Raw genomic sequence first — 19,355 nt, forward strand, 5'->3', positions numbered from 1 at the left:
GAGCAAGACATGATGAATGCTTCCGACAGTGCAGTTCAGAAGCTTCTTGCACATGAAGATATCCGGCACTGTCTGATGCGCTATGCCCGCGCCATCGATCGCTGCGATCCCGAGCTCCTGGGCGCCGTGTACTGGCCGGAAGCAACGGACAGTCACGGCAGCTTCGAGGGCACTGCAGCAGCGTTCATCGACTGGGTTATCCCGTTGCTGCGCGCGATGGATCAGACTATGCACTTGCTCGGCAATATCCTGATCGAGCTGGAGGGCGACAAGGCCGCCGTTGAAACCTATTTCACGGCGTACCACCGGATTCGCCGCCACGGCGGCGAGCCTTACGACGTCATCGTCTCCGGCCGCTACATCGACCGTATGGAGTGCCGCAACGGCGAATGGCGTATCGGCGAGCGTCGTGTCGTCTATGACTGGGTCCGCGAATTCGAAGATTCGTCGGATTGGAGCAAACCGGTACTGGGGCTGCGTTTCGAGTCGAACCGGATCGAAAACGACCCCAGTTATACGCTGTTTGGTGCCGCGCGTCCGATTCAATCCGCGTGACCTTCGGGACTGGTCCCCACCAAACGATCAAGAGCGACAGTCCGATGATGCGCTCCTGATGAATGCGAGGAGGCCGGGCGCAGGCTTCCGAGCTCCTCGCATGGCGTTCAGGTGATGCTGCGCGCAGCCCAGTGCCCTTCCGCAATCGCGACCTGGACGTCGCGCGGGGACAGGGCATCGCCGATCAGCAGCAGCCTCTCCCGCCGGTCCGCCAGGCTATCGTACAACGAGCGCAGCGACTGATTTTGCGTCACCAGCACCACCGCGTCGGCATCGATCTCCCGTGTCTGACCCTCTCCGGCCTGAAGCGGCCGCACATGACAGCTGCCGGCGCCGATCCGGACGAGCTGGTGCCGGACGAGCGCTTCGAACTGCCCCAATGCATAAAATCGTTCGAGCGCCGGAACATCGCGCCAGGTGCTCTGCACATAGGGGGTCATGCTTGGGGCCGACGTCAGGTAAGTAACACTCACGCCCTGCTTCATCAGGAACTCGACCACGGCAAGTGCTTCATAGTGGCCGACGGTGTCGAGCACGAGCGCAGTGGAGCCCTGTCGCAAGGGCTTGGCGCAGGTCAGGAGATCGTGGGAAGACAGCACATGCGGCTGATCGACCCCTTCTATCGGAGCGCCAGGATTGGCGATCTGGAAGCCGTCCATTCGCGGAGTCGAGCCTGTGGCGATAATGAATACGTCCGGCGCCTCTGCCAGAATATCATCTTCCGACATATAGGTCGACAGGCGAACCTCTACGCCCAGTCGATAGATCTCTGCTTCGAGCCAGTAGGTGATGTCTCCCAGCGTGTGCAGCGATGGGGCGAGGCGGGCGATATTCACCGCGCCGCCCAGTACCGGCTGCGCCTCAACCAGCGTCACCTTATGCCCCTGCAGCGCTGCGATACGGGCCGCTTCCATTCCGGCCGGGCCGCCACCAAGGATGAGCACCCTCTTCGGATAAGCGGACCGCTCGATCAGGTCTTCGTTCATCGAGGTTTCCACCCCGACCGCGGGATTGACTGCGCATCCCATGCTGCCCGCTCGGAACAAACCGCCGATGCAGCCCTGGTTGCAGGCGATACAGGGCCGAACCTGGTCGGCCCGCCCCTCGCGCGTCTTGCGCACCAGGTCGGGGTCCGCAATCTGGGCCCGTACCATCGATACGAGGTCGGCCTCGCCGGTCCGCAACACCTGGTCCACTTCCTCGAGGGTACGGAACCGCCCCGAGACGATACGCGGGACCTTGGCGACCGAAGCGATATCGGCCGTGGACGGGAGCTCATAACCGGTCGGGTTCTGCATCGACCCGACCATGGTGTCCATCCGGAAGTAATCGCCTTTCGATACGTCGACAAAATCGATCAGTCCTTCGTCTTCCAGGCGCCGCAGAATCAGCTTGTTTTCTTCCTCGCCGATTCCGCCTGGCGCCTGGCTCGCGCCAAGCCGGACGCCGACCGCGAACTCGGGCCCGACAGCGGCACGCACCGCGCGCATCGTTTCCAGTAAGAAGCGGCAGCGATTGTCGAAGCTGCCGCCATATTGATCGCTGCGGTTGTTATAGCAGGGAGAGAGGAACTGGTGGAAGAGATAGCCGTGGCAGGCATGGATTTCAATGCCATCGAGACCGCCCTGCTGGCATGCGAGCGCCGCGGTCACGAATGCCTGTCTTACTTCGGCAATTTCGGCAAGCGACATCGGCCGTCCTACCACGCCCCAATAGCCCGGGATGTCCGACACCGCCAACGGCGGCCCGCCGTCGTAGGCCGGATACAAATTCCCGCCGTGCCACAGCTGCTGGAAGATCCGCATGCCGTAAGGGCGTACAGCGTCCATTAGTTGGCGAAAACCGGGAACGATGTCGTCCCTGAACAGTGCCAGGTCCAACCGGCTCGACGAATGCACGCTGCCCGCTTCCAGTATCGTCAGGCCGCAACCGCCCTTGGCGCGGGACACGTGATAGGCAATGAAGTCCTCGCCGATCCCCGCTTTGGCATAGCCGGTATCATGGGCTGCACGGACCACCCGGTTGGGGATGACAACCCGGCCGATCGTGATCGGTTCGAATACACGCTGCAGGCTTGATGCGGAATTCATGACCATTCCTTTCAAGGAATGAGGGTGGGACTGTATGTCGAAGAGGTCGACAGCAATTTAGCCGCGAAGAAATTATCAGGGGCCTGCACCTCGAGTTAGCATAAGGAGGATTTTTGAGCGGGGTGCAGGGCCTGAGACCTTCGACAACGAGGTAGTACAGGGCACGCGCGACTTGCCAGTCGCTGTGCCCTGTATACGTGGTCACTTCAATGCGTCGAGCTCGGCGCCAATGCTGGCGGCGAACCGTGCCGCGTCCACGCCATTGATCACGCGATGGTCATAACTCAGCGAGACGGGAAGCATCAAGCGCCAGTCGACCTCTCCGCCGGCGCCCATGCGGGGCTTCCACTGCGACCGCGTCACCCCTAGAATCGCGACTTCCGGCGCATTGATGATTGGTGTAAATGCAGTGCCTCCGATATGCCCAAGCGAGCTGATCGACATACATCCGCCCACCATATCTTTCATCGGCAAGCCCTTTTCGCGCGCACGTGTTGAAAGTCCTGCCAATTCGTCAGCCAGCTGCATGGGAGTCTTCCGATCACAGTCACGCAACACAGGCACCAGCAAGCCGGAAGGAGTATCGACTGCGACTCCGATATGAAAATACTTTTTCATGATCAGCCGCTTGCCGCTTTGATCAAGCGACGCGTTGAATTTCGGGAAGCGTGCGAGCAGCGAGGCCACTGCTTTGATCAGAAACGGAAGCAGCGTGACCTTTACGCCGGTGTTTTCAACCAATTCCTTCCGAAACGCCTCAAACGCCGTGATATCGATCTCCTCATGATGTGTCACATGTGGAATGACAACGCTGTTGCGAGACAGATACCCAGAGGTTAACGCCTGAATTCGAGAAAGTGGAACCGCTTCTATTTCGCCGAATTCAGCAAAATCAGCGCTTGGCCATGGCGGTAGATCTAATTGAAGGAACCGAGGGGAAGAATCATTCATAACGTGCGCTCCCTTAGCCGATCTCGCACATTACATCGCCGACTTTGTAGACCTCTCCTGCCACCGCAATGATCTTCACGGTACCAGTTGCTGGCGCATCGACCTCTTGCACCGATTTGTCGCTTTCCAGCGCATAAAGCGGTTGACCTTCTTTCACGCTCGCGCCATCAGCGACCATCCATTCAACGAGTGTGCCCTCTTCCATGGAGAAGCCGATCTTGGGGAAAAATACCTGAGTTGTCATGCATACCTCGCTGATTTAATTGACCATCAATTCAATGCGGATTATCGTTACGACCCCGCGTTCGGCTAACCGGGAGCATCAATATCGCCTGAATAATTACGGCTTGTAACGCTCTCGAACCGATCGTTACGAAGAATGGTAGGTTCTTCATCATGCGAAGTATTGATGCGATACGACAGCCGAGTTTTAATGTGCAGAGAACGGATATCAGCGTACCGGCCGTTATTGCGCACAAGCGTAAGCGCCTGCGGCGGCGCGGCTGCTCATCCCGACCCTGCTACAGATCCACGACGAAATTGGCTGTCGTCTTATCTCGCAGCTCTTCCAGAGTGACTCCGGGTGCCAGTTCCGTCAGTCGGAAAGATGCTCCCTTGCGGTCGGACCTTTCGAACACTGCCAGGTCGGTGACGATCATATCGACCACGTTGGACCCGGTTAACGGGAGGCCGCATTCAGGTATGAACTTGTGCGCACCTCCCTTTGACACATGCTCCATCAGAACAATGATGCGCCGGGCGCCGGCCACCAAGTCCATGCCGCCGCCCATGCCCTTAACCTTTTTGCCAGGAATCATCCAATTGGCAATATCACCTTTTTCCGAGACTTGCAGGGCACCCAGGATGGACAGATTCATATGGCCGCCCCGGATCATGGCGAAGCTGGCGGCCGAGTCCACGAAAGCAGTGCCCGCGAGTTCGGTAACGGTTTGCTTGCCCGCGTTAATGAGGTCAGGGTCAATTTCGTCTTCGGTAGGAAAAGGACCGATTCCCAACATGCCGTTTTCTGATTGAAAGGTGATATCGACACCGACCGGGACATGGTTCGCCACCAAGGTGGGTACCCCAATGCCAAGGTTCACGTAGAAGCCGTCTTGCAGTTCTTGGGCGGCACGCGCCGCCATCTGGTCACGCGTCCACACGGATGCTTCCTCCTGCACTTGTCGTACGTTGTTCAATCCGTTTTTCATAGTTCCGACCTTGAATCAGTCGGTGCACGTAGACGGATGGGGTGTGAACATGATCCGGATCGATGCCCCCTGCTTCGACAATGTCCTCGACTTCCGCAACCGTAACGCGGCCGCACGTTGCAACGATGGGGTTGAAGTTACGGGCAGTCTTGCGATAGACGAGATTGCCGCGCGTATCAGCTTTCCATGCCTTGACGATTGCCAGGTCAGCGGTAAGACCAGTCTCGAGGAGGTATTCCTCGCCGTTAAAATACTGGCGCCTCTTTCCTTCGCCAACGACAGTACCGACGCCGGTACGGGTATAGAAGCCGGCTATTCCCGCACCACCGGCGCGGATGCGTTCGGCTAGCGTACCCTGGGGATTGAATTCGATATCTACTTCGCCGCTCAGGTATTGGCGTTCGAATTCCTTGTTTTCGCCGACGTAGGAGCTGATCATCTTGCTAACCTGGCGCGTCTGGAGCAGCATTCCAAGGCCGAAATCATCGACACCAGCATTATTCGAGATAATCGTCAAGTTGCGCACGCCACTATCACGGATGGCCGCAATCAGGTTTTCTGGAATGCCACATAATCCAAACCCGCCTGCTGCAATAGTCATGCCGTCGAATAATAAACCGTCAAGCGCGGTGGTTGCATCCCTGTATATCGTTTTCATATGGATCATTACCTCGATGTAGATCCCATTGATTGTTGGAATCCCGGACGGAAAAAAATCAGACACCCTCTTTTAGGGTACTTCCATGAAACGATCATATGGTGGCCTGGGTTCGCCGTCTTGATTCAATACGACAGAGAAAAGCAGACTGATCCGTTGCCGCACGATGGGCTTGAAGACCAAAAGCCGGTCAAGAATTCCGAATTACACATTACGATTCGGCGCTGAAGTTCCGGCGCATAGACTCTTCACGGCGCGTCCGGTCTTGACAATGTGCGACACAGGTGTCGTAGTACACCATAAACATCGCAAACTCACACAACACGCGTCGTCTCTCTTGACACATGGCGGCGAAATTGAGATAAATCGTTTTGCGTAAAACAAAAAAGTGCATCCGGTCTGCTGGGGCAACGTGCCCGGAATTGTAAGAAATCTACTATGTTCCTTACTTTTTCAGGGCTTCCTCAGGAAGAACCGGCATCTGAAGCACGACTCGCAGCCCTAAAAACCGTATTCATTTTTGGTTGCCAGGAGACAAAAAATGTATCAATTGGACGGAACACCGGGTGATCACACCCACGCCTGCCCTGTCGAACACGACGATTCATATGTACGTGTCGACGTTCTCAGATATTCTTTCTACGATACGGTCCGGTCCCTGGGAGGCGACCCGGTCCAACTGATGTCCGCCGTCAAGATCGATCCAGCAGTGCTCCAGCAGCCCGGAGGCAAGCTGAGCTATCGGGCAATGATTGACTTGTTTGAATACGCAGCACACGCGCTCAGGTGCCCGGACTTCGGCCTCAGACTGGCACGCCAGACGAAGAATGCCCTTGCCGTTCTGGGCCCTCTCGAGACCCCGATGCGCAATGCAAGGACGCTAGGCGAGGCTTACGATTACTGCACAAGCCATGTCAATGTGTACAGCACGGCAATACACGCCAGCCGTGAGCGCGATCAGTGGAACGGCCGCGACTATCTGCTGGTCGATGTCTTGCTTAATGGCGTAGAGCATCCGCGCCAAGTCATCGAACATGCGATCGGGCTTTCTTACATCGCCTTCCTCTCTCTCTGTGATGCGAAAATACTGCCGACAGAAGTCTGGTTCACGCACAGTGCGCCAAAGTCCTGCGCAAGTCATGCCGAGTTCTTTGGCACGTCAGTGAAGTTCAACATGCCGTATAACGCCATCTACCTCGGCTGCGGCGTTCTCAACAGGCCTATCGAAAATCGCAACGCTCAAGTGTTCCAGACGGCGGACGGCCTCATCAACGAACAATTCCCGGCGATGGCGTCCTCGGTCAGCCGGCAGGTCCGGGTCGTCCTGGCAAAACTGCGTCTAGGCGAATCCTGCAGCCAAGTGCTGGTGGCAGATATGCTGGGAATGCATTCGCGGACACTGCAGCGTCGCTTGCGTGCTGAGGGAAAGACCTTCGAAGAAATAGTCGATGCTGCACGAAGGGAAATTGCCTTGCGCAACCTGACCGACGAGCAGGTGTCGTTAACGCAGATTACGGAAAAACTTGGCTACAGCGAATCGTCCGTCCTTACACGCAGCTGCCAGCGCTGGTTTTCGCGCTCCCCTCGGCAGATTCGCAAAGCAGCCCAACCCACTATCCTGTCGCGTCTGTCAGCGATGTCCTTGCCTGATCGCCAGACGGCCAACTGCTATCCGCAAAGCGTCGGCAAGCTGAGCGCAGCCTAAGGTCAAGGCGCGGGACTGGCAATGCGTCCATCAAGCGTATTGCCAGCCTTGCCCCTCTAAAACCCAATTTCGATTGCGGGTGTCATGCAATATGGCAGCCGCAGTACACCGTCGATTCATGCCGCTATTGCGGAGAAACATACCCTGTCATTTCTTGCATCTATCTGGCACAGGGTCAAGGTAACCCCGACGGCCGCACTTTCACTCGAGTTCCGATTAGTTTTCCTGCCCAGCGGTGCGGTCACCGTGCGGTTCGATTTGCCAGAGCACTATCTGTCGTGGAACAAGGTTGCTTGCTGATTTCGTCGCGCAAAGGATGAGCATTGACGCAAGATGACGGATGCAACGACGGCTCGCGAACATCGCCACAAGTATAAGTACGCGCAATTTTCGGACGGTACAAGATGGCAGGTGGGAATCGTGTATACCAGTGCGCCATGAAGTTTGCCGCAGGCACGGCAGCAACGGCAGAGCGCACTTCCTGATCTTCTCTTCGTGTCGCGTCTAATGCATTCCGGCACTCAAAAGATGTGGCTGGCCCAATGCGCACGAAGGTGCGTAACGGCCTAAAGGCCCGCGCCCAGGTATCTAAGCGCGGTCCATAACAACGAATCAGCGAATCCCGTCCGCAGCCATTGCGTCGGCAGTGTAGTAAGTCGACGGCTTCCGCGGAATTGTGTGCCACCCGCCTGTCTCCGCTGCACTGACCTGTTCGACGTACGCTCCGGTACCCAAGTCGTATGTCGTGAACATATCGGTCCCTTGCGCTTCGACTTCATACATCGGGTAAGGGTAGACCATGTTGACCCGGTGTACCTTACCTGTGGCGTCATAACCGTCACTCAGCCCGGCACCCGGAGCATCCTCGTCGAAATACATCCTCCGCTTGGCGTAAATGTGACGCACGCCTTTCTTCGGCACCGCCTCGACAACCCAGACACGATGCAACTCCCAGCGCACGCAATCGGGGTTGAGATGATTCGGCTTCAACCGCACTTTGTTCGTGCATGATCCGCCAGCCTGCATCTTGAAGGTGTTATAGGGAATAAACATCTCCCGCTTGCCCACCAGGGTAAAGTTGAAGCGGTCCAGGGCCCCCGCGAACGCACGCGCGTCGTCCATCGTCGAGGCACCTCCCGCCTGGGGATTGGGAGTATCGTATGCCAAGTCTGGAGACAGCTTGACGCGGCGTTGCCCGGGCAGATATTGCCAGACACGCGTACTGCCGGATCCCATTTTAGTGGACTCAAGTATCAGCAACTTTTCCCCTGCCTTGCGCGCTGGCGCCGTTGAGTCGTGTCGATAGTTGAAGAAGTCGGTTCCCTTCGGCACCGGCCCTGTCAGCTTTGCGTTGTAGAAGGGTGAAGAATACGCTGCAATCTGGCTTCCCTGGAGGATAGGATTCCCGCCGGCGTCAACGACCCAAGCCTCGAAGCGCGCCGTCCAGCTTTCTGGTGCCGAATACTTGACGACGTGGTTCCACATGACTTCAATACCTTTTTTCGGTATCGGGAAGGGAACTCCGCTAAAGCAGCCCTCCAGGGCAAGTTCATCGTCGACAGCCTTGCACGATGTCGCGTTTTTTATCGAGTTATCCTGCACCCATTTCGGATATACCATCGTCCTGTGGCTGGGATAAACATCCAGCCGGAACGTCTGGTATTTACGCAGCATGGCTTTTACGCCGTCGCTCAGTTGGTCAGCATACTTGTCCATGTTCTTGGCATCAATCGAAAACATCGGCTTTTCATCTGCGAACGGGTCTGGACGCACGCCGGGTTTTTTCGGATCGTAGCTTGCCGGAACCTTGATCTGCCCGGTGTACGCCGGTATCGTCCCATCCTTGTTGCCAGCTTTCTCTGCCCCCCATGGCAGCAAACTCGCGCCCAACTGCTTGACCTCTTCAGCGCTTGGCGCGGCATAAGCCGTAGCGGTGAAGCTCATAGCCACCGCAGCGGCCATTAATCGATTCCGGTGATTCATGCAAAGTCTCCTCTTCTGTCAGAATGTAGTTATAAACATTGACTTACATCGCCGTTGGTCCGTCTGTTTGCTGGACGGGGCGACAAGCTATATTCAGGACTACAGGATGGATCGAGTCATTGCTTCGGTATTGACCGGTTGCGACAACTTCCTGGCACGTAGCAACCGTGTGGCTGCCCGACGGGTGTATCGAACTGTTTTTGTATTGAAACCAAATTGTTGGAACCGCCCAGCCGGAAGATCGATGCCTGTTCATTGTTAATCCTCACTTCATCTAACGTCCGGCGTTGCGTCCACCCTCGCTTTGCCGTTCGGCTCGCCCAGGAGGGTGGCGACATCGCGATCGATTACGCGGGCGCGCTACCTCGCTCAATCTGGCAGGCGGTTGCGCCATCAAGGCCCAGCACATGGATCAGGCGTCCAAAGCCAATCCAGGATCCGATGGAAAACCCCATTTCCACCACCTCGCTGTCACTCAGTACCGCCTTTGCACGGCTCCAAAAATCATCGTTGAAAGCCATACCGTCGGGGTCAAGTCCCATGAGTTCGGCGTATTCGATTACAACCCGCTCGCGTTCAGTAAAAATATCGCTGTCGCGCCATTTCGCCACGTTGAGGTAGAACGCTTCGTCGGGCGCCGGTCCATTGCCGACGACCGAGGTGTGGCCTGCAGCGCCGATCGACTCCAGATAGCCGGGTACATCACGAGCCGAGCGCCATGTCTTGCACATTGCGCAGCCGTTGATCTGCGCCGTCCTGACTCTGGCAGCTTCGAACTCACGCAGAGAAAACGTCGAGTGAACGTAGACCGACTTGGAGAAATCCGCGCCCGCGCGGGCAATCTCGACCGCATGCGCTGACATTAGGTAAGCCATCGGCGTGGCCGCATGGGTTTCTGGTATATGAATACGCATTGGTAGTCTCCTGTATGGTGAGAGTTGAAAGCAGCCCACGCCGAACTTCGGCAGCGGCCGAACGTGAACCTGAGCCATGTGAAGTATTGCGGGGAGACCTGGCGCCGTATTGACCGTGTGCGTCAAGAACGGCATGGCCGATAGGCCAGAATAGAAATGGAAAGCCAGCCTTTGCTCGTCTGGTCGCCTTTGTTCAATGGCCTTGCACGGTGCAAGCCGGTCACAAGGAGTACGCGCCGTTCGTTCCGACTGAAGTTTGCCATGCACAACGAGCCAGTCGTCCAGTGCCGAGCGGCTGTGAAAGCGGGTCGAACAGTCTGGCGTCACCTGGTGGAAAAGCAATGTTTCTCTCGAACGGCGGGTCCTTGCTCCGTTGAGTTCATCCCGGCTTGCACTATACGGCAGCTCTGGGCCGTGTCAGACCGCATCAATTCGTCGTCGCGACGAACTGGCAAAAATATGGTTCTCAACGGGAGAAGGCTAACGCAGCAATGTGGATGAAAGTGCAGCTAGCGCAAACGCACCATTCGCCGCCGAGCTGAACGAACTCGTGCAGTGTTATCCTACAGGCAATTCTTTCTGCTCATTCCGTTCTGCGCACCAAGCTGTGAATTCGCTGATGCGCGGATGGTTCGAGAAAAGCGCCTCCCACAGCATTTCAGCCATTGCTTCGATCGACGCGTCGCCAGAGAAGTTGAGTTTGTGGTAGCAGGAGTGCAGGATGAAGCGATCCATCATCGTCACGATGAGAACAAACTTGGAGCGGGCTACCGGGCGTACTCGCACTTCCTGGTTGCCTGCAATGTTTACGAGCACACGATCGTAGACACGTGCAAGGTAGGACGCGTATTCTGCCGCAAAGCGAGCTTCCGTGGTGATTGCCTCCTGGAATACGCAAGCGAGCGAAGGATTGGCGGAAACACTGTCGACCCGGCACTGCACCCAGTGCTGGATAATTTCCAAGGATGGGGACTGGAACGCGTCCAGTTCTTTGAATCGATGCACGTCTTGCCTACCGGCCTCGCGCTTAGTAATTGCCCATGCGATGTCGAGCTTGTCATTAAAGTGCAGGTAAAACGTGGCACGGTTGGCCTGCGCATGCTTCATTATTTGCTGGATACTTACTTCCTTGAATCCAAACTCTGCAAACAAGGCATAAGCGGAGTCCATCAGACGCTCGCGGGTCAGCTGCTTTCCTGCATCGCGAATCGAAATTTTCGGTCTTAACATTTAACGCTCAAATCCAAAGCTACGGTGCAGAACATATTACTTGGGAAGGGATGAAATGCAAGAACGGTACACCAGATACTTGCCTTTTTGAACCGTAACGTTGGAAAGGCGGCCGTGGACCGGCGGCCGCGCGACTTTCGAAAGAAATATAGAGCAGCGAAAGATCAGATGACTATTTCACCGACAAGATTCAGGAAGCCCCCATCCACGACATAGTCTTGGCCGGTGCAGTAGGATGCCTCGTCTGATGCAAGGAACAGAACCATGTTGGCGACCTCTTCCGGCCGGCCGAAACGCTTGATCGCCTGAAGTCTCGGCGCTGGCGCACCAGCAGTCATCGATGTATCCATCGTGCCCGGCAACACCGCGTTGACCCGGATATTGTCATCGGCCAGGTCAAGGGAGGCTGCGCGCGTAAAGCCACGTACGGCAAACTTGCTCGAGACATAGTGGGACAACTTTGGAAGTCCGACCAGTCCTGCGGTACTGGCGATATTGACGATCGAGCCGCCGCCCGATTTACGCATGGAACCGATCACCGCCCTCGTTCCAAACATCGAACCAAATTGGTTGACCTCAATCATGCGCCGATAAGCCTCATCGGTCATTTCATCGAGGGACATCATCGCGACGATTCCTGCATTGTTGACCAGCACGGTCACGGGACCATACTCGGCCTCCGCCTTTGCAACAGCCGCGTTCCAGTCTTGCGAACTGGTGACGTCAAGCTGGACAAAGACCGCGTTAGGTCCAAGTTCGACGGCCAAGGCCGTCCCCTGTCCAGTGTCGATGTCGCCAATCACCACCTTCGCGCCTTCCGCAACAAAGCGCCGTGCGCAGGCGGCACCCAGGCCGCGCGACGCGCCACTGATCAATGCAACTTTCCCAACCAGCCTACCTTCGCTAACGGTCATTACGCATTCCTTCCGATTTCAATTAAAGAATTGCCGCTCAGGCTGCCAGATACGCGTTCATCGGAATCAATCCAGCGTTTTCATCAGCTCTGTCGAATATCCCCGGAGTTCGCCGAACCGACCCTCCTTGACTTTGCGCGCCCAGTGCGCATCGGCCAACATCCCCCGTCCTACCGCCACCAGATCAAATTCGCCCCGATCCAGGCGTTCTGCGACTTCGCGAATTGTTCTGGACGTGGCCTCGGACACCGCGCCGCTTTCAATGTCCATGAACAAGTCGGTTGACAGGCCAACAGAGCCGACCGTGATGGTCGGCTGACCAGTAAGCTTCTTGACCCAGCCTGCAAGATTAAGCTCGCTGCCTTCGAACTCGCGCTCGTAGAAGCGGCGCTGCGAGCAGTCGAAGATATCAACACCCGCATCCGTAAGCGGTGCGAGCCATTGTTCCAGCGCGTCCGGAGTTTGCGCCAACCTCACGTCAAAGAATCCATTCTTCCATTGGGAGAGACGGAACATGAGGGTGAAGTCGTCACCGACAGCGCGGCGGGTCGCGCTGATCACTTCCGTAGCGAACCGGGTACGTTCGCGAAGTGTGGATCCGCCGTAGCGGTCCGTACGCTTGTTTGTTGCCTCCCAGAAAAAGGAGTCGAACAGATAACCGTGGCCGCCATGGAACTCAATAGCGTCAAAGCCAAGGCGCTGCGCGTCGACAGCAGCTTTGACAAACGCAGCCACCACGTCAGCAATGTCTTCTTCCGTCATAATCCGGCCACCATCGAGCCCTGGTCCAATCAATCCCGACGGGCTTTCAAGCTCCCTGCAGTGAGGCGAATCCGGGAAATTGAAGTCCGCGTTACCGCCGACGTGCCAGAGCTGAGGCGCCATCGCCGCCCCCGCGGCGTGGACGTCAGCGATAACCTTTTTCCAGGGCTCGAGCGCGTCCCCATAAAACGATGGAACAGTATCTACATTCCGGGCAACTGGCCGATCGATATAGACACCTTCTGAAATAATCAGGCCGACTTCGCCTTGGGCACGCCGGGCGTAATAGGCAGCGACCTCATCGGTAGCCTTTCCGTTCGGCGAGAAATAGCGCGTCATCGGCGACATGACGATGCGGTTGCGCAGTTTTAGCTTTTTGTACTCAAATGACGAGAATAATGACTGCAGAGCGATCTCGGACATACTGACTCCAGTGTTACGGCCTCGTAGCGGCCTTCGTTTGAATTTGCTTTCACCACTTACAAGAAAGGCGCCCAGGAACCGCTGGCCGATGCGCGCCGGTCGCTGTATCGCTTACCTGAACAAGGCGGCCCGGCCACGTCCGACAGGTAAGACTGAAAAACGCCCTTTAATAAGCCTTACAATCTTTAAAAGCTTGTCTTATAGGTAAAAGTAACGTTGTCGCGATCCCAAAGGTTGGAAGTAGAATCCAGGACCATGTTATTCCTGATGGTTTTCTTGTCCATGTAGTGGGCAAAAACCAGCGAGAAGGTGTGTGCGTTGTTGTACTCTGCCGTCACGCCCAGGCTAACCGATCCATTCCCCTCGTAGCCGCCGAAGAAAACTGGCGCAGTACCCTTCAACGTCTTTGTAAAGAAGATCGGCACAGACAAATCAACACCGTTGAGTGCCTGGGTCCACTTTGGCTCAACCTTGGCACTAAGGGTCCAGGAGTCCTTGGTGGCGCATGCAAGTTGGTTAGGCAAGCCACTGCAGGCAAAATCCACTGAATTGTAGTTTTGACTATTCGCCCGTACCTTGTCCAGGCGGCTATAGGTGACTTCCCCCATCCAGGCCATGGAATCGAACAGCGGCGTTTCGCCTGCATATCCCAGCACGTTCACAAGGGCGTGCCAGGTATCGCCAATCGGCGCGTTTCCCACTGTTGTCGCCCCGGTGGCAAGGAGCGCGGTATTCTTGCGATGAACGAGCTCGGACCCGACAGAAATACCTGCGATCTGCGTTGCATAGCTGATGCCAGTTAAGGTCGTCCGCTTTGCTGAATAGTCCAGCCCCAGACTGCTAAAGTCCTGCGCTAACGCGAAAACTGGGAACTTGTCGGTGTATTCCCGATAGTAGAAGCCGAGGGTGCCTTTTGCAGCGGCCGGACTCCAGCGTGCCATCAAGCCCCAGTCCCCGCGGTCGTCACGCGGTTTGGCAATAGTCCCCACAAAGGGCAACGCGCCCCCAATGACCGTCCCGCCACCCATGGTCAACCAGTCATAGTTTCCCCAATAGGTCCCGCCGTCCGCCAAAGGTGATCCGCGCCAATCGAGCAGATATTGACCCGAGATCGCAAGCGTGTCGGACAATTGGGTAGTGAAGGAAATCTGATTCAAAGGTTTGAACAGTTCCTTGGCCTCGATACCAGGCGTTGCTTGGGATTTGCGCGTGTCGACTGGGCCTTGGGAGTAACTGACACCGTGAATTGGTGTGAATAAGGATTCACCCCAATAAAGATTGTGCTGACCGGCCTTGACGTTGGTTGTGACACTCCCAACCGTGAACTTACCGAATACAAAAACGTCGAGGAGTTCCCCGGAAGGGCCACGATTCCAGCGCGTGGTATAGTCGGTGTAACGCGCATTCGGATAAGCTGCGATTGTGCCGACTTTTTCGCGCCTGTCATATGCCGAGTCGTTCCAGGCCTGGGCGCTGAGGCGGAAGCCGAAGTCTTCCTTGTAGACGACATCGAATTCCGACAGCAGATCGAGTCGGTTGGTAATGACATCGCCTTTATCGAATTTCAAGGTCGAATTGGACATTCCTGGAGTATTCGCGATTGCCGAGTCTGGATCCTTGGTCCGGAATCCCAGGTTATAGCGGATGGAGTTATCCCAGCGGATACTCAGATCAGGATTTCCTGTCTTTATTTCAATCGCATAAGCCGGTGCGGGCACTATAAAACAAAGCATAATGGCCTGCGCCAGCGTGTTCTTAACCGTCACTTTTTTTGCGGATACGTGTCTCAAAGTATTCTCCTAGTTTTTACTGCGCATCACGAACAAAGCCAGTGTCACAGCGGGCTGCTTTGCACCGATATGCTCAGTCTAATATTGCTCGCAAAAGTAAAATTGACCGATCACGACAAATTTCGGTAGCAGATCGGAATCGTCCAGTCCAGAGCAAGCACGACGACGCAGGTTGTAACGTAGGGAAAACGGTGTTGGCATCCGTGTCACATCGGTAACCGTGCAAATGCTCGCCAGAGTCAGCCATGACGGCTAGCGCGCACGGTGCGCTGAACTACATCGCGAAAAATCAGCGCGCCGACAGCGGTGCTGCCTCCATAAACGACCGAACATTACCTGGCGATGCTTGAGCATGAGGCTGGCAAGCTAACTTTGCTGGCGAAAGAAAGCTGGGATATGAGCCGTGAGGCGCGGCTTGGCTGGATCGAACCTGAGAACGCAAAGCGGCCGCTGGCGCATCAGTGCGAGCCGGCCGGGGTGCCTTCATCGAGCGCGAGTCGGTGGATGGGTAAGGTGAACGGCAGCTGCGCGACGCCACGATCGTCGCCGCACGCGCTGCCAATGAACGAATATATCTTCGATCTTCAAGGGACCGTTTAGTGTCCTGTAAGTTTTCGCATAATTTTCGCCAGTTCCGCTATCAGATCAACACTTCGCCTACGACATTCAGATAGCCGCCGTCGACCACATATTCGCTCCCTGTGCAAAATGAAGCGTCATCAGATGCCAGGAAAAGAACCATTGCTGCGACCTCCCGCGGAAGGCCCATGCGCTTGATGGCCTGCAGCTTCGGAGCAGAAGTAGCGCCCACGTTCATCGGCGTGTCAATCATCCCGGGGTGTACTGAATTAACCCGGATGTTGTCCGATGCCAAGTCGATCGATGCGGCCTTCGTCCATACCTCTGATCGCAAATTTGGTGGCGGTATAGCCGGAAAGTTTCTCCAGACCGGCGAAGCCGGCAACACTCGATATATTGATGATCGATCCTCCCCTTGCCTTTCGCATTGAACCGACAACAGACCGCATTCCCAGAAATGGTCCAATCTGGTTCACGTCGATCAGTCTTCGATACTCAGTTTCCGTCATTTGATCAATGTTCGCCAAGGCAACGATTCCCGCATTATTGACGAGAACATTGATGGGACCGAAAGCTGCCTCGGCCGCGGCTACTGCGTTCTTCCATTGCTCTTCGTTGGCGACGTCGAGATGAACGAACAGAGCGTTTTCGCCAATCTCTTTCGCAGTGGCCCGTCCTTCTTTATCGCTAATATCGCAGATGACGACCTTGGCGCCTTCCGCAGCGAGCAATCGTGCATGTGCCGCTCCCATTCCAACTGCGGCTCCTGTAATGATCGCTACCTTACCGGCAACACGTTGTCCCGTTATTTTCATTTTTCTTTCCGTGATTGAATGTATATGGATACGTCGGGTAATACTCATCAAGCGCCATTTGTGTTCCAGATGAGATTGAGCGATATCAGTCCGCCGACCAGGCCGGTCTCGATCTCCAGACTGGCGCCTGGGCGAACGCTGAAGTCCGGTATGCTTTTCAGCCACTCCTCCATGAAAATCTGAACTTCTTTCCGCGCCAAATGTTGACCTGGGCAGATATGCGGCCCGCTACCGAAAGTCATATGCGGACAGCTCTTGCGCTCAAAGTCGACCATGAGGGGATCCGAAACGATCGAATCGTCCATCCCGTAGAGCATCGTCGGGCCCTGGACCATGTCGCCATGACGAAGCTGTACTCCGCACAGTTCGGTGTCGGTCGCAACACGCCTTCCAACAGCGACCATACCGTAGCGCCTGATTAACTCCTCAGTGGCAGGTTTTAACAGTTCCGGCCGCTCGATGAGCTGCCGCCGCTGCGCAGGATGACGTGCCAGAAACAGTGCGCAGAAAGCCAGCAGGTTGGCGACTGTATCGAGTCCCCCCAGCAGGATATTGAGAGAAAACCGCAGTGCTTCGTCCTTCGTAATTTCCTGACCGCTGATGCTGGCAAGTGCCAATCGGGAAAGAAGATCTTCCCCTGGTTCCGCCCGCCGCTTGTCTATCCACGTGCTGAGGTACTGCCGGATCTCACCGTGCGCCCACGCACGTTGTTCGGGTGACTCAGGGCGTGTCGACATTTTCCCCAAGGGCATTAGTGTGCTTCGATCTTCCGGTGGGAGTCCCATGAGGTCGAGAAAAATCTCGACAGGTAACACGGTCGCGAAATCCTCCACAAACTCGCACTCGCCTTGTGGAAGAAGCTTTTCCACTAAATGTGCCGCCCGCTTTCTGACTTGTCCTTCAAGATGGCCAAGGTTCGCCGGCATAAGTGGGCGTAGCATGACGCTGCGATATGCGAGTGACGCCGGCGGATTCATTTCCTGCGGAATCAGCGCGTTGCCACGGGACCCGTTAGGAGGAATGAAGATGTCCTCGCTGGAAAAGCGGGAGTAATCGGAATACACTTTCTCAATGTCGGCACCGTTCAGCACGACCCAATGTCCACGGTTGCGCGGCGTCCAGAAAATTCCTGATGGGGCCTTTTCTTTCAGTGCAAGCCATGCCACCTGGAGATCGTCAAACGACCCGCCAATGTTGTAGCAGTCAAAGTCAAGGACCAAATGCGGCGGTACATGATCAGGGCGCGTTGCGAGCGCAGCGTTCTCGATGCTTGTGTCCATAATGGATCACCCTTTTATTGATTATGGGTAACAGCATGTAATGAGCCGCCGCTAGGCGGCTTTCAGGAAATACTTAGCGAACTCCGGAAGCAGCAAGCGAGTCTGAGGTGTAGTAACTGGAAGGTTTTCGCCCAATCAGGTACCAACCACCAGTTTCGGTTGCACCGACTGCCTCGTTATATGTTCCAGTTGCCAGATCGAAACTGGCAAATCGGTCGGTCGCCTGCGCTGGCGCTTCGTAGAACGGATAAGGGAATACCATGTTGACCCGGTATGGCTTGCCTACGGCATCGTAGCCGTCGCTGATGCCTGCGCCCGGCGCATCCTCGTCGAAGTACATGATGCGCTTGGAGTAAATATGGCGTACGCCTTGCTTCGGCACGCCCTCCACTACCCAGACACGGTGCAATTCCCAGCGCACGCAATCAGGGTTCAAATGCTTCGGGGTCATCAATTGCGCATTCGAACACTGCCCTCCGGCCTGCATTTTGAAGGTATTGTACGGAATGTACATTTCCTTCTTGCCAATCAGCTTGAAGTCGAAACGGTCGAGTGCACCTGCGAACGCACGCGCATCATCCATCGTCGAGGCGCCCCCCGACTGAGGGTTGGGCGTATCATAGGCCAGGTCGGGGGACAATTTTACGCGGCGCTGCCCAGGGAGATATTGCCAGACGCGGGTTCCGCCTGGGCCCATTGCCGTGGATTCGAGAATGAGCAGCTTCTCTCCCGCCCTGCGCGCGGGGCCGGTCATATCGGCACGAAACTGGAAAAAGTCCGTACCTTCAGGATTCGGGCCCTCCCGTTTTTCATCGAAGAAAGGCGAATTGTAGGCGGCGACTTGGTCTGCCTGGAGAGTCGGCGCGTTCGACCCGCCAACTACCCATGTCTGAAAGCGGCCGGTCCAGCTTTCGGGAGCGGAGTATTTCACCACATGATTCCACATTACCTCGCTGCCCGACTTCGGAATCGGGAACGGCACTCCACCATAGCAACCCTTCAAAGTCAGGTTGTTGTTGACGGCTTGGCACGATGTCGCGTTCTTAATGGAATTATCCTGCACCCATTTCGGATAAACCATCGTGCGATGACTAGGATATACGTCGATCCGAAAACTTGGATATTTTCGCATCATTGCCATTACACCAGGGCTTAACCTGCCAGCATGCTGCTCCATGTTCTTGGCATCAATCAAGAGAAGCGGCTTCTCATCCGCAAACGGGTCAGGACGAATACCTGGCTTTTTCGGGTCGTAAGCGGCGGGCACCTTGACCTGGCCTGTATAAGCCGGAACCGTTCCCGCAGCGTTTCCCGCCTTCTCTGCGCCCCAAGGCAGCAGCGATGTGCCAAGTTGCCTGATTTCCTCCGGTTTCTGCGCGGCATTCACCGTAGAGGAAATGCTCAAGGCCACTGCTCCGGCCAAGACTCGAATTCGATGATTCATATATGTCTCCACTTAGATTATAGTTGGAACGACGAAGTAACGTTGCCACGA

The 19,355-nt window shown here is 56.0% G+C and carries 17 protein-coding genes; 2 read left to right on the top strand and 15 right to left on the bottom strand.

Annotated features, from left to right (window positions below):
- The first annotated feature begins 9 nt into the window (after window positions 1–9).
- Entirely contained in the window at window positions 10–555 is a 546-nt protein-coding gene (locus tag ACFPN5_RS25005) for a nuclear transport factor 2 family protein (protein WP_379786558.1), read from the top strand.
- 107 nt (window positions 556–662) lie between these two features.
- Here ACFPN5_RS25005 and ACFPN5_RS25010 read toward each other — a convergent pair whose 3' ends face one another.
- From ACFPN5_RS25010 to ACFPN5_RS25030, 5 genes are all read right to left on the bottom strand, one after another.
- Window positions 663–2,645 (bottom strand): oxidoreductase, encoded by a 1,983-nt coding sequence (locus ACFPN5_RS25010; protein WP_379786559.1) that lies wholly within the window; start codon window positions 2,643–2,645, stop codon window positions 663–665.
- Window positions 2,646–2,846: 201 nt separating this feature from the next.
- Window positions 2,847–3,596: a 2-oxo acid dehydrogenase subunit E2 gene (locus ACFPN5_RS25015; protein ID WP_379786560.1), complete on the bottom strand. Its 750-nt coding sequence runs from the start codon at window positions 3,594–3,596 to the stop codon at window positions 2,847–2,849.
- Window positions 3,597–3,609: 13 nt separating this feature from the next.
- Window positions 3,610–3,840 carry a biotin/lipoyl-containing protein gene (locus ACFPN5_RS25020; RefSeq protein WP_379786561.1) on the bottom strand — a complete coding sequence of 77 codons (231 nt, stop codon included), beginning with the start codon at window positions 3,838–3,840 and terminating at the stop codon, window positions 3,610–3,612.
- Window positions 3,841–4,117: 277 nt separating this feature from the next.
- Window positions 4,118–4,807, bottom strand: coding sequence for a 3-oxoacid CoA-transferase subunit B (locus ACFPN5_RS25025; RefSeq protein WP_379786562.1), 690 nt, complete (start codon window positions 4,805–4,807; stop codon window positions 4,118–4,120).
- Complete coding sequence (locus ACFPN5_RS25030; protein ID WP_379786563.1) at window positions 4,746–5,465, bottom strand: CoA transferase subunit A; 720 nt, start codon at window positions 5,463–5,465, stop codon at window positions 4,746–4,748. The genes ACFPN5_RS25025 and ACFPN5_RS25030 overlap by 62 nt, the downstream gene beginning before the upstream one ends.
- Before the next feature lie 541 nt (window positions 5,466–6,006).
- On the opposite strand from ACFPN5_RS25030, the gene ACFPN5_RS25035 reads away from it, so the two are divergent.
- Complete coding sequence (locus tag ACFPN5_RS25035) at window positions 6,007–7,170, top strand: AraC family transcriptional regulator (protein WP_379786564.1); 1,164 nt, start codon at window positions 6,007–6,009, stop codon at window positions 7,168–7,170.
- A 612-nt stretch (window positions 7,171–7,782) separates the two neighbouring features.
- Here the strand turns inward: ACFPN5_RS25035 and ACFPN5_RS25040 are convergent.
- The 10 genes from ACFPN5_RS25040 to ACFPN5_RS25085 all read right to left on the bottom strand — a co-directional run bounded on the left by ACFPN5_RS25040 (window position 7,783) and on the right by ACFPN5_RS25085 (window position 19,304).
- Window positions 7,783–9,153, bottom strand: a complete 1,371-nt coding sequence (locus ACFPN5_RS25040) for a DUF1329 domain-containing protein (RefSeq protein WP_379786565.1) — start codon at window positions 9,151–9,153, stop codon at window positions 7,783–7,785.
- A gap of 347 nt (window positions 9,154–9,500) precedes the next feature.
- Complete coding sequence (locus ACFPN5_RS25045) at window positions 9,501–10,067, bottom strand: carboxymuconolactone decarboxylase family protein (protein WP_379786566.1); 567 nt, start codon at window positions 10,065–10,067, stop codon at window positions 9,501–9,503.
- Window positions 10,068–10,625: 558 nt separating this feature from the next.
- On the bottom strand, window positions 10,626–11,297 hold the full coding sequence (locus tag ACFPN5_RS25050) for a TetR/AcrR family transcriptional regulator (RefSeq protein WP_379786567.1): 672 nt from the start codon (window positions 11,295–11,297) through the stop codon (window positions 10,626–10,628).
- Window positions 11,298–11,461: 164 nt separating this feature from the next.
- Window positions 11,462–12,211, bottom strand: a complete 750-nt coding sequence (locus ACFPN5_RS25055; protein WP_379786568.1) for an SDR family NAD(P)-dependent oxidoreductase — start codon at window positions 12,209–12,211, stop codon at window positions 11,462–11,464.
- Window positions 12,212–12,277: 66 nt separating this feature from the next.
- Window positions 12,278–13,396: an NADH:flavin oxidoreductase gene (locus ACFPN5_RS25060; protein WP_379786569.1), complete on the bottom strand. Its 1,119-nt coding sequence runs from the start codon at window positions 13,394–13,396 to the stop codon at window positions 12,278–12,280.
- Window positions 13,397–13,581: 185 nt separating this feature from the next.
- Window positions 13,582–15,186 (bottom strand): DUF1302 domain-containing protein, encoded by a 1,605-nt coding sequence (locus ACFPN5_RS25065; protein WP_379786570.1) that lies wholly within the window; start codon window positions 15,184–15,186, stop codon window positions 13,582–13,584.
- Window positions 15,187–15,826: 640 nt separating this feature from the next.
- On the bottom strand, window positions 15,827–16,153 hold the full coding sequence (locus ACFPN5_RS25070; RefSeq protein WP_379786571.1) for an SDR family NAD(P)-dependent oxidoreductase: 327 nt from the start codon (window positions 16,151–16,153) through the stop codon (window positions 15,827–15,829).
- A complete protein-coding gene (locus tag ACFPN5_RS25075; protein ID WP_379786572.1) occupies window positions 16,035–16,580 on the bottom strand; it encodes an SDR family NAD(P)-dependent oxidoreductase in 546 nt (181 codons plus the stop codon). The genes ACFPN5_RS25070 and ACFPN5_RS25075 overlap by 119 nt, the downstream gene beginning before the upstream one ends.
- Before the next feature lie 47 nt (window positions 16,581–16,627).
- A complete protein-coding gene (locus tag ACFPN5_RS25080) occupies window positions 16,628–17,860 on the bottom strand; it encodes a cytochrome P450 (protein WP_379786573.1) in 1,233 nt (410 codons plus the stop codon).
- Between the two features lie 73 nt (window positions 17,861–17,933).
- Window positions 17,934–19,304 carry a DUF1329 domain-containing protein gene (locus ACFPN5_RS25085; RefSeq protein ID WP_379786574.1) on the bottom strand — a complete coding sequence of 457 codons (1,371 nt, stop codon included), beginning with the start codon at window positions 19,302–19,304 and terminating at the stop codon, window positions 17,934–17,936.
- Window positions 19,305–19,355 lie beyond the last annotated feature (51 nt).

This window comes from Massilia niabensis (assembly GCF_042655085.1).
Lineage (GTDB): Bacteria > Pseudomonadota > Gammaproteobacteria > Burkholderiales > Burkholderiaceae_D > Telluria > Telluria niabensis.